Origin of the sequence: uncultured Brachyspira sp. (genome assembly GCF_949287625.1) — a bacterium.
Classification (GTDB): domain Bacteria; phylum Spirochaetota; class Brachyspiria; order Brachyspirales; family Brachyspiraceae; genus Brachyspira.
In genome coordinates, this window is the sequence record NZ_CASEGO010000094.1 from 1 (window position 1) to 12693 (window position 12693).

At 26.9% G+C, this 12693-nt stretch carries 8 protein-coding genes; 1 reads left to right on the top strand and 7 read right to left on the bottom strand.

The annotated features are described in order from the left end of the window. Positions 1-230: 230 nt before the first annotated feature. The 6 genes from Q1X91_RS12275 to Q1X91_RS12300 form a co-directional block, all read right to left on the bottom strand. A complete protein-coding gene (locus Q1X91_RS12275) occupies positions 231-1385 on the bottom strand; it encodes a fused response regulator/phosphatase (protein WP_300757913.1) in 1155 nt (384 codons plus the stop codon). A gap of 16 nt (positions 1386-1401) precedes the next feature. Next, positions 1402-2718: an FtsW/RodA/SpoVE family cell cycle protein gene (locus tag Q1X91_RS12280; RefSeq protein WP_300757916.1), complete on the bottom strand. Its 1317-nt coding sequence runs from the start codon at positions 2716-2718 to the stop codon at positions 1402-1404. Further along, entirely contained in the window at positions 2711-4720 is a 2010-nt protein-coding gene (gene mrdA, locus Q1X91_RS12285; RefSeq protein ID WP_300757918.1) for a penicillin-binding protein 2, read from the bottom strand. Before mrdA ends, Q1X91_RS12280 begins: the two co-directional genes overlap by 8 nt. Before the next feature lie 400 nt (positions 4721-5120). Further along, a complete protein-coding gene (locus Q1X91_RS12290; RefSeq protein ID WP_300757920.1) occupies positions 5121-6545 on the bottom strand; it encodes a sodium/glutamate symporter in 1425 nt (474 codons plus the stop codon). 44 nt (positions 6546-6589) lie between these two features. After that, positions 6590-7408: an ElyC/SanA/YdcF family protein gene (locus tag Q1X91_RS12295; RefSeq protein WP_300757923.1), complete on the bottom strand. Its 819-nt coding sequence runs from the start codon at positions 7406-7408 to the stop codon at positions 6590-6592. Between the two features lie 282 nt (positions 7409-7690). Next, positions 7691-7918: a hypothetical protein gene (locus Q1X91_RS12300; protein ID WP_300757927.1), complete on the bottom strand. Its 228-nt coding sequence runs from the start codon at positions 7916-7918 to the stop codon at positions 7691-7693. Positions 7919-8575: 657 nt separating this feature from the next. On the opposite strand from Q1X91_RS12300, the gene Q1X91_RS12305 reads away from it, so the two are divergent. Beyond that, positions 8576-10324, top strand: a complete 1749-nt coding sequence (locus tag Q1X91_RS12305; RefSeq protein WP_300757930.1) for a thioredoxin family protein — start codon at positions 8576-8578, stop codon at positions 10322-10324. A 362-nt stretch (positions 10325-10686) separates the two neighbouring features. Here the strand turns inward: Q1X91_RS12305 and Q1X91_RS12310 are convergent, their stop codons facing one another. Beyond that, the gene (locus tag Q1X91_RS12310; RefSeq protein ID WP_300757933.1) at positions 10687-11946 is read right to left on the bottom strand and encodes a TIGR02391 family protein; all 1260 of its coding nucleotides are present in this window, start codon (positions 11944-11946) and stop codon (positions 10687-10689) included. Positions 11947-12693 lie beyond the last annotated feature (747 nt).

Below are 12693 nucleotides of genomic sequence, written 5' to 3' on the forward strand. Positions count from 1 at the left end.
TTATTATATATTAATAATAATAAATCATTTAATAATATATATGTTTATATTTATATGTATTTTATTTTATGTTTAGTTCACATGTAATATAATGTTTTGATTGAAAAATGTAAACGGTTACTTTGTATTTATAAAAAAATATTTAATATATATTAATAAATTGTAATATACTGTAGATTTTTTGTATTTAATTGGATATTATTATAGAAAATAATGATACATTTAGAATATTATTCGGTTCTTCTTAACATTATCATACTTATATCATCAGATAATATATTATTTGAGAAAGATTTTAATTCTTTTATTATACAGTCTTTTATTACATTAACATCTTTATGTGAATGTTTTATAAATGTATTTTTTAAAAGTTCATCTCCAAACATTTTACCGTCTTTATCAAATATTTCATAAGCTCCGTCTGTAAATATGAAGATTATATCATTATGATTTAACTGTATTTTAGTTTCAGTATATTCTGTATCTTCCATCATACCTATGAGAGGACCTTCTGCATCAATTTCCATTATTTCATCTTTAGATTTACATATTGGTTTTGGAGATCCTGCAGAAGAACATATTAATTCTCCTGTTTCATTATTATATATTGCGAAAAATACAGATGCGAATAAATTTTTATCAAAATTTTCTCCTATAAAAAAATTATTCATTTGTTTTAAAAATTCAGAAGGCTGAGTATTTTTAGAATCTATAATAACATGCGAATCAAAAAATGATTTTATGAGTATTGTAAGCATACTGGCAGCCACTCCATGACCTGATACATCGGCAAGAAGTATAGCATACCAGCCGTTATTAATAGATTTTATACCGCTGTAATCTCCAGACACTTCATTAGGAGCATAGTGAAATACTGATATATCATTTTTTGGTATAGAAGTATTGCCATAGGAGAGAATAGACTTCTGCAGTTTTGAAGCATATTCAATATCCTGCTTTAATATATTCATATACATAAGGTTAGATTCTATAGCCTTTTTTAGTCTTATATATGCTTTCATTTTTGCTAATAATATATCAGTATCCATAGATTTAAGAAAAAAACCATCAGCTCCGCATTCATAAGATTTTAAGCATTCACTTTTATTGTCAGTTGCAGTTAAGAATAATACGGCTATATTTTTTAATATATTATCATTTTTTATATGTTCAGAGAGTCTTGAAGCACCTGCATTTGGCAGCATATAATCTACAAGTATGCAGTCTGGTATTTTATCATAAGCCATATTTAGGGCATCTTCATATGATAATGCTATATAAGATAGATAGCCTGATTCTCTTAAAAATTTCTGCAAAAAGCTTGCATAATCTATATTAGAATCTGCTATTAAAACTTTTTCTGTTAAAATATTACTATTTTTCATATTAACTGCTTATCAATTAATGTACATATCTTCTAGCTTCTACATTAAATATTAAACCTATAGAAATAGAAAAAGTCCATATTGATGAACCTCCGCTGCTTATAAAAGGCAAAGTTAATCCAGTAATAGGCATCATACCTACAACCATACCAATATTAATTATAACATGGCATAAAAACATGGCAATAACCCCAGATACTATTAATGCCCCTAATCTATCTTTGGCAAAATATGCTGCCATAGTTCCGCGTATAAATATAACAGCATATGCCAAAACTACTAAAGCACTTCCTACAAATCCCCATTCTTCGCATATATTTGAGAATATAAAGTCGTTTACCTGCTGCGGTATGAAATTTAATTGGGATTGGCTTCCGCTTAAAAATCCTTCTCCAAATAATCCTCCGCTTCCTACTGCTATCAGAGATTGTATAATGTTGTATCCAGAACTTAATCTAGTTAATTGAGGATTCATAAATACTAATAATCTTTGTTTTTGATATTCTTTTAATCCTATATCAAAAGTTAATGCTGCCCCCATACATAAAAATAATACAAAAAATGTAAATGATAAAAGACCTACATATTTGCTGTTCATATAAAAATTAAGTGTAAGTAAAAGAGCGGATACAAAAAGAAATATTCCAGCTAAATATCCTATATATATTCTTTGAGATAAAAAGTTAAAGAGTATATTATCTATATCATCAGACATTCTTTTATATTCCAAAAACATAGGTATTGAAAGCCCGACAACACCGATACTTATTAATGCTATAATATATCTTGTAGGCACACCTCCCACAAAAAGCATTATAAATACTATAAAACAATATACTAATACAGTGCCCAAATCTGGCTGAAGTAATACTAAACCTATAGGTATGGCAATAAATACTCCAGCTAAAGCAAAGTATTTTATTTCTTTTATTTTATCACCTATTTGATCTAAATATCCTGCTAAAAATATTATAACTACAATTTTCCCAAACTCAGAAGGCTGCATACCAAATAACCAGCTGCTGCTGCCGTTTACAGTAGTTCCAACCCCCGGTATTAATACAAGTATAAGTATTCCAAGCATTGGTATATATAAAGACATTCTGTGTTCGGCTAATTTTGTATAGTTAATAAACATACTTATAAATATAAGTACAATTCCAGTGGCACAGAAGAATATAAATTTCAAGAACATCCAGCTAGTTTTGCCAGATTCAGGAGAATATGTAGAAGAATATACAGCTATAGCGCCAGCCGCCATTAAAAATACAACAGCTGCTAATATTTTCCAATCGAAGACAAATAATTTTTTTAATTCTTTTTTATCATTCATATTTTATCCTTTCATCTTCATTTGCATCTTTTTTATCTTCTTCTTTTTGCTGTTCTCCGTCAATATTTTCTGGATTTTCGCCGTTTTCCTGTTCTTCTTTCATTTTTTCTCTTGCTAATCTTATCTGCTCATAAATATACTGCATTCTAGCATATATAACGTTTCTAGCCTCAACAGCATTTTCTCCGCCTAATATGGAACGAAGCATTGCAGTAGCAATAGGACCAGCAGTAGCACCTCCTCCGCCGCCGCTATGCTCTAACATAACTGTAACAGCTACCATATCATCAGTAGGTCTAGGATTATAAGGTCCGAATATTGTTACCCAAGTATGGTCTTTACCTTGGGCATTCTGAGCAGTACCTGTTTTTGCAGCCAATTTTATATGAGGAGACCAAGCACCGTTTCTTGCCGTACCGCCTGATACAGCCATTCTCATACCTTCTTTTACTACTGTAAATATGTTTTTATCTATATCTAGCTTTTTGATTATAATTTTATCATTATTATATATTACCTCATCTGTCTGAGAACTTCTTATTTCTTTAACAACATGAGGTCTGTACATAACTCCGTCATTGATTATAGCAGAAGTAGACATATGTACGGCTATAGGTGTAGCAGACATGTATCCCTGACCTATAACATACTGAATAGTATCTCCGTCCCACCAGTATTCTCCGATTTTTCTTCTTTTCCAATCGGCACTAGGAACAACTCCAACTTTTTCACCAGGTAAATCTATACCTGTAATATCTCCGAAACCTAGCATTTCAGCATATCTTTTTATGAAGTTAGGACCAAGCTCATATGCCAAGTTATAGAAATATGTATTGCATGAGAACTGAATAGCTCTATACATATTTATATAACCATGCTGACCAGTACATCTGTAGAACCTATTTTCAAGAAGCATACCGCCTCCGCAGTATCTTGTAGTATTTACTCCTATTCTTTTTTCAGCCAAAGCTCCTACAGCTGTAACTAGTTTAAATGTTGAAGCAGGGGGATATCTTCCTCTTATAGCTTTGTTCCAGAATGGATTTGCAGGGTTGTTAATAAGTTCTGCATATTTTTGTCTGTCTATTTTACCTATAAATATATTAGGGTCATACCAAGGAGAGCTTACCATAGCTAATATTTCTCCTGTAGTAGGTTTTGACACTATTACTGTACCTACTTGTCCTTTGATTAGATCTTCAGCGTCCTTTTGTATTTTAGAATCTATACTTAATATAAGTTTTTTTCCCGGTATAGGTTTTCCTATTGCTGGGCTTATAGTTTCTTTTACTCTGTTTCTTGAGTCAACTATCCATTGAACATAACCATCTATTCCTCTAAGTTCTTTATCATAAAACTGTTCAACGCCTTCTTTACCTATTACGCTGTTTCTTCTGTATCCTTCTGCCTGTTTGCTTTCAAACTCTTCCTGCGATATGTTTCCTATATACCCAAGTACATGAGTCATAGTTTCTCCAAGAGGGTAGTGTCTTACTGATTTGCTTCCGTAATAAACTCCTGGATATTCTTCAGATCTCTCTGCCAAATAACTCATTTGAGCCATACTTATATTTTCTGATATTTCTACTGATTCATAGCTGTTTTTTGATACTTTTTCTAAACTTGATTTTATATGTCCTAAATCTATATTAAATACTTTTGAAACTCTGTATAATAATTCTTCTCTCTCAAAATAATTTTTTGGAAGATAAACTGGTATCATATACATTGTGTAAGTTTTTATATTTTCTGCTACTATAATACCGTTTCTATCATAAATTTCACCTCTGTATGCATCTATAGGTATTATCTGTTCTTTATTATTCCTTGCCAAACTGTCATAATGTTCATTTTGTATTATCTGAAGATAAAATAATCTTAATAACAGTAAAGTTGTTACAAGTACTGATATTATAAATACAACGATTAATCTTTTTCTATATTTGAAGTCTTCGCTTATAATTTTTTTGTCTTTATTTAATTCTATTTCTAAAAAATTCATGCATAAACCTTCTTAGGAATTATTAATTATATAAGTAATATTATACTAACAAAAAATTTTTATCAATACTATAAGTAACGGTATTTTTTACTATAGTATTAACATTATTAGTTTATTAATCAATATATAAGATATTGTACATATTTTTATATTATATATTAAGCTATATAAATTCAGTTCTTTCGCATACAGAATGCACAGAGTGAGGCGTACCATACTATACATACCAACAGTACTTACTTAAGTCATAGTTGGTATGTACATGCGGCATGACTGTGAAGCCCTCAAATATTTAAAAAATTAATTTTTACAAATTATAGTTATTTAGGTATGTATTAAAAAATCTAAATATTCATAATTTTATTTTTAATGAAAGTTTGACATAGCAAAAAATATATTTTTATACTTTTACCTTTCTTTGAAAAAAATAAACTATAAATGCAAATGCTAAATAAAGTGCTGAACTTATTACAGCAGTAATAAAATTATCCCAAGTAGAACCTACAGCAAGTACAGTATTGAGTATAGGTACTATTAAAAGACCAGTAACTGACATAAGAGAAAATCCAAGAGAGAACTCTGTCAGAGCAGGACTTTTATATTCTGGGTCGCATATTTTTAGAAGTGTCATTCCAGTTATCAATACTCCTGTTAAAGTACCCCAAGAAATTATTGCTCTTTCAAATGCATAATCATTTTTAAATAGCATATTATTAAATATAAACACTATTAAGTAAGTAAATACAAATCCCGCTATACACATAACTATTATAGGAGCTATATAATGTATTATAGCTTTTATAGGAAGGCTTGTTATTGCAGATACTATAGCAAAGTCGCTTAATGTACCCATTATTTTTGCTTTTACTTTTGAATCTACCATCCATTCAAGTTTTAATTTTTTTATGAGCATATTTAAAACAAACATTATTATCATAGAATAAGTCCATACTGGAAGAACATCTAATCCAGCTATACCTATTTTTTTTATAAAGTTTAAAATTATATAGGCAATACCGCATACTGCAAATATAATAGACAAATGAAAAGTAATAGTTTCTATGGAGCTGCTTAAAAAAGTCTCGCGTCCTAAACTTGTTTGAGTATTTATATCACTATTATATCCTCTTTCCATATTTTTATCTATTTTATTTATGTTTTCAGTATTTTCATTAACTATTTTTTTTATAATGCTTGTTTTATTTGTTCTAACTGCTATGTTTATAAATATAATACCGAATATCATTCCCCCTACAAGCCCTATAGTAGCAGTAGTTAAAGCAACACCCTGAGCTATTTCCCACTGTTGAATACCAAAACCTTCAAGCAATTTTCCAGTAGCAGCAGCAAGTCCATGACCTCCTGCAAAACCAGCAGAAAGTTCGTATCCGAAAGTTCTGTACATTCCTATTTCAGGATTTATTTTTGTAAATAACATATTGGTAGCATATCCTATAGCTGACTGAAACATACTTGCACATTGAAATATACCAAATGCTATTAATACCTTTGTAGGATATAAAGATTTAATATTTTTCTTTTCATTTAAGAACATTCCTAAAGGTACAGCCGCAAATATAGGAACAGATAAAATACCTGGTAAAAGAGAATAAGTTTTTATATATTCTTCTGATATTGATATGCTTGATAATCTCCCCAATATTTCTGGAGATATTAAAAGCCCTATAAAACCTCCTATTACCGAGGCTGGAAGATATAGTTTTTGAAATAGTTTTACTTTAGCCCTTAAAAATACTCCCAAAAGAAGAAGCAGTGAAAGTAGAGATAAAGCCTGAAGTAATTGAGTTAAAATTTGAGATGTCATGTTTTGTTTCCTTAAAAATTGAATTCTTTTTATTTTATTATTTATTATGATTTTATTTTTGATTTATCGAATTTATTGCTTTTATTTATGATAGTATTTTCATGTTCTTCTATTTTTATAGTGTCTCCATAGAATTTAGGAGGTCTGTTTAATAAAATATCAATAAACATCAAAACCCTAGCTCCTACTTCTCTTGGAAATTGTCTTAATCTATATAATTTTCGTACATTATGTGCATTATATGCTATTGCATCAATTTTTTTCTGCCTTGCTATAAGTATTGCTCTTTCATTATGAAAAGGCTGAGAGACTATAGTAAAATTAGTCAGTTCAAAAACTTTATTAGCTCTTATAATGGAATCTCTAGTTCTAAACCCAGCAAAATCAAGAAATATATGTTTTTTATCTACACCTAATTTTATTAAATCAAGACGCATTTGTCTGGGTTCATTGTAGGATCTGTATCTGTTATCACCGCTTACAAGTATATACTTTACTTTTCCGCTTTTGTATAATTCATAAGCAGCATCCATTCTGAATTTAAAATACATATTTATTCTTCCATTATAAAGATATTTGCTTGTACCAAGTACTAAAGCCACATCGTTATATGGTATTTTTTCTATAGAAGAATATATATATTTTTTTGAGTATAATGATACTGATAAATATAATGTTAATATAAAAAAAATAGAAAGTATTATAATTTCTGGTATAAATTTACATGCGGATAAAAATATAAAAATTATATAATTAATAAATTTACTAAAAAAAGATTTATTTTTAATACTTTCTTTTATAATAGATTTATTGTTTTTTATTTCTAATATTTTTTTCTTGTATCTGTTTTTTAATATCTTCATAAATCCCGCATTATTGGCTTTATGATTAGTATACTAAAATAATTTATATTGTCAATTATAATAAACATTAAAAGTTAATAAAAAAATTATTTTTATGCTTGTCATGGAGTATATATTGTATGTTTCTTGCAGTAATATTTTTTATTCTTTCAGCAATTGTAATATATCCTAGAGTAGAAATCAATCTCTGATGATTATAAAAATGTGTATATTCTTTTAATTTTTGTTTTAAGATTTATACAGTTATCTTTTTATTTAATATTGAATAAAATTCTTTTTCATCTATCCAAGTACTATTTCCATTACTCCGTTATATCTATGTACTGCTATATACTTCCGTTCTAATTTATTTTTCAAACAATATTCATCAAAAATATTTATTTTAGAACTATTAAGACAGCAGTATGTATATTCTGTACAATTGTCTGTCTGAATGCAATGAATATGAAAAGTGAAATATTCAAGCATATATTTAATAAAATCAATAGTACTTTCCGGCGTTTTTGGCATATAAATATTTAAAACTTATTTTTTCTGCTATATCTGCAGCAGTAAACTTATAATAGTGTATTTATCCAAAAAAGCGTGTTTAACATCTATTTGTACTTTTTCGCTGTGAAAGCATACAGAGTACTGGCCTTTTTGATATAAATAGTATGCTTTCCTCTATATTTTTTCTTATTTTGAATAAATTATGATATTTTAATATTGTTTCAATAGCAGTAGTTACTATTATAATATTTTCTTTTTCTAAGAGTTTCTTGATTTTTAGTTTACCATATTTATATTTCTTAAAAACTTCGGTTCTTTATTAATAATCTTTAACCTTATTAGGACTATTTTTAGGCTTACTGCTCTTATTCTATATAGAACCTGTTTATTCTAATTTATTTTTCCAATGATAAGTTCGAATACTAGTATAAATTTGAGAGCCTGCACTTTTTTATTTTTAGCTTTATTAATCATTAATACTATCTTTTTTCTGATTTGTATTATATTGTTTCATAGGTATTCATTATAATTTAAATTAACAAAAACAAACTAAAAACGATATCTATGGCTCTTAAATATTTTAGTTTTGATTAAACTATTGACTTTTAACAAACTTATTGCTATAAATGTTATATTACACAAACAAAATATATGATAGAAAACGGAGCAATAATAATGAATAACAATCAATTTAAAGTATTAAAGTACATCATAATTGTAATTTTTATTACTGCATATACTGCTTTGGCTCAAAATAATAATCTTATAAATTTAAATGCATTTGACAGCTTGAATAAAAATGCAGAAATATCTTTTACATTAATTACAAATAATAATAATCAATTAGCAGTAAAGGCAAATATACCAAATAATTATTATGCATATTTAGAATCAATCATAGCAAATAAAATACTCTTTTTTGCAGACAACAAACAAATTAATACAATATATCCAGAAGGTGAAAAGTATCATGATGACATTATAATAAAAGGTGAGACTGAGTTTATTTTAGAAGGTATTAATATAAATAATATTAATTTTATAAAAGTATCTTATCAATTATGCTCAGCAAAAGATAATGTATGTTTGCAGCCTCAAAGTAAAGTAATATACGGAGAAGAAATTTATATATCAAACAATAATATAGCTGATGAAAAACCAGAGAATGCAAGCTCTATAGAAAATTATATAAAAGGAAGCAATAATATATTTATAACATTAATTTTAATATTTGCAGCAGGACTTGCATCTGTACTTCTTCCTTGTACTTATCCATTACTTTCAATAACTGTATCAATTTTAGGAACAACAACTGATGATAAAAACAATAAAAAATCGAGTGTATTAGCTTCGCTATTATTTGCATTAGGAGTAATAACAACATATACTCTTTTGGGTGCTGTAGTTTCTGTTGCTGGATTTGCTTTTCATAAAACTATTCTATTTGGAAGTATTGGATATAATCCTATTATTTTAACTATATTAGTATTACTATTTTTATACTTTACTTTTTCTATGGCAGGTTTTTACGAGATTAAAGCTCCTAGCTTTTTACAGTCTGCAAAAACAAATGCATACTCTAAAAAAAATCAGTCAGTATTTCATAAATATATAATGGGGCTTCTTGCTGGAATAGTTGCCACTCCTTGTGCTGCTCCTATAATAGCAGTAATATTGGAAATAGGTTTTCTTAATCCTGTATTTGCTGCTCTTTATATGGCTGTTTATGCTTTGGGTTTTGCTTCTGTATTATTTGTTCTTGGTACATTCGCTTCAATACTTACCAAAATGCCTAAAGCAGGAACTTGGATGGTATATGTTAAATATATTTTCACTTTTCTAATGATGATAATAAGTTTCTATTATGCTAATATACTTTTTGGAGTTTTGGGCTTTAATAAAATAAGTTATATATTAGCATCTGTTACAATATTAGTATTTGCAGTATTAGTTTACATAATAAAAAATAAGTCTGCTATGTTGAGTGCATTAGAATTAAAAATATTCGTTTCTGTAGTCATTATATCAATAGCATTAGGAAGCACTTACGGGTTTATAAAGTCAAAAAGTGAAGTTTCAAATTATATATCATATAATGAAGCATTAGAGCTTTCAAAACAAAATAATAAACCAGTACTGATAGATTTCTCTGCTGTTTGGTGTGCGAATTGTTATGAGCTTAAAGAGAAAGTATTTGTAAATGAAGAGCTAAAAAAGTTCATAAATGATAATCTGATTTTCACTGAGGTTGATGTTGATAAATACAAAAATATTTCTGATGGGTATAATGTTAAATGGCTTCCTTGGATAATACTAATTGACAGCGACAAGAAGATATTATACACAAAGAATTCATTTTCAAGTTTCGATGACAAAATGGCTTTGAGTATAAAAGAAGATTTAGAAAAAGTAATTAATAAATAAATTTGATATATATATTAAAAACTATATATTGTCAAAAATAAATTTATATTTTCTTTTGATATATGGGGCTTTGCCCCATACCCCACTTCTTTTGTTGCCACAAAGAAGCAAAAAGGCTACATTTGGCTTTAATTTAATAAATTTATTACATGTAAGGCTATTTTAGTATGATTGAGTACTAATTTTGTACTTGCACTTTCGTGAAGCGTATCCGAGTTTATATAGGATATATGTTATAGTTGTAGGGCATTACGCACGGTACTGCAACCCATTACGTATATATCTCTGTAATCGACCCATAGTAACGCTTACCCTTACAGATAGTCAACTATACATACGACTTATTATCAAATACTTAACAATTAGAATGGAACATCATCATAATACTCTTTTTCTTCTAAAATAATTTTATCATAGTATTTAAGAATATAATCTAATCTACATTTTAATTTATCTTTATTTTCATTACTTAATTTATTACAATGAGCATATTTTGAAATCATATTATCTAAATTTTTTGAAGAAAAAATTATTAAACTATTGAAGTCATCTAAAAAAATTTGAGCCAATTGCATAGACTTTAATTTATAAAAATAAACCAAAATATTGTAAAAATCATTTTTTACATAGTAATATATAATTTCATCAATATTAAAATCACATTCTAAAAATTTAGCAATATTTATAATCATTATATTTAAAATTATATTATAAAAATCTTTAGGTATCTTAAATTCTTTTATATTTTTAACTATAAATTCTTCTAACTGAATATAATTATCAAAATCTAAATAAAAAAAACATTCATTTAAAATACTAATTATAGTATAAAATTTTTTATCATGATTTTTACTATTTAATAGGCTCTTTATTAAAACGTTTTCAGCTCTTAATTTAGCTTTTTCAGTAATATTAAAAATATTATCACCTAAAATATAAAGCCACATTATTATAATGTTTTCATTTTCATGAACTTCTAAAATTTTAGATATTTTTTCATAAAAGTTTTTAACATCAATATTATTTTTTACATACCAAGATAATACTAATTTATACCTTTTATAGTCAATTTGATAATTCTGAACATAATCTATGCCATATACTATATAATCAGGTAAAATTTCTTTTGGGTATTTTGATAATATTATATTAACATATTTTTCCCTTAAATCAAAATGTACATCTCTTAATTCATTAAAAAAATCCAATTTACTATATTCTGTTTCTGAAGATTTAATTTTTTTAGTAACAAAAGATATTATTATTAATATATCTACAATATCTTCTTCATTGAAATAATGACCATGAAATTGTGGATTTCTTATATATCTATGTATTCCATAAGCAAAACTTGCAATTCCTCTTTGCTGACTAGAACCCGTTTCTGTATTCAAATCAGCTATTATTAATTTTGGTTTTTTATCTTTATTTAAATTTAGAGTTTTAGATATTAAATCATCACCATCAATATTATATTCTTCAGATTTCATTCTTAATAAATCTCTAAAATAATCTACAGATTTAGTTACTACAATATTATAATGTCCTTTTGAATAATCATCTTCAATTATTTTAAATAAATCATAATCAATAATTTGTTCAAGAATCGTTATATCAATCATCATTATTCCCTCTCAATCAATTTAATATGATTATAATTCCAATTATAAATTTACATAAAAAATTATCAACCTACTATATACTCTTAAATTCTAAACAAGGGCTAACAGCCCGCGTCATAAACTTAATAAAAATTTTTTGGTTCTTTTTTCAAAAAAGAACATGAATAGGATATAATATTTATTGATAAGATATCTTATAATGTTGTAAATGTTTTTTGCTTCTTTTTTACAAAAAAGAAGTAGGTTTTTTGGTACTTTTTTGGCTAAACAAAAAAGTACACAAAAATGTTTACTTTCTTTCCAAAGAACTACCTATCAATCATATTAATATCATTATAAATTTATATATAAAATTATCAACCCACTATATATACCCTAATTGGCAAACAACTACTAATAAAAAACGTTATAAATTTAATATGAGTTAGTCAAACTAGATGTGCATCGACAAAGTTCCGCTATGATGTCGTAATGCATGAGATAGGCAAAATAACAACATAAAAATTGACAATTTAAAAATATATTAGTATATACCTAAACAACTATAGTTTGTCAAAAACTAATTTTTTTAATTTAAAATATTTGCAGTGATTCACAGTCGTGCCCGCTCTGCGTGCCGACGAAGTCCAGCGAAATGCGGCATTTTATGCTAAATTTAGCAATTTATCCCACATATAAAACATAATTAGTACGATTTAATAATAATTTCAATACTTGCACTTTTTGCAACTTTTTGCGGCGGGAAAA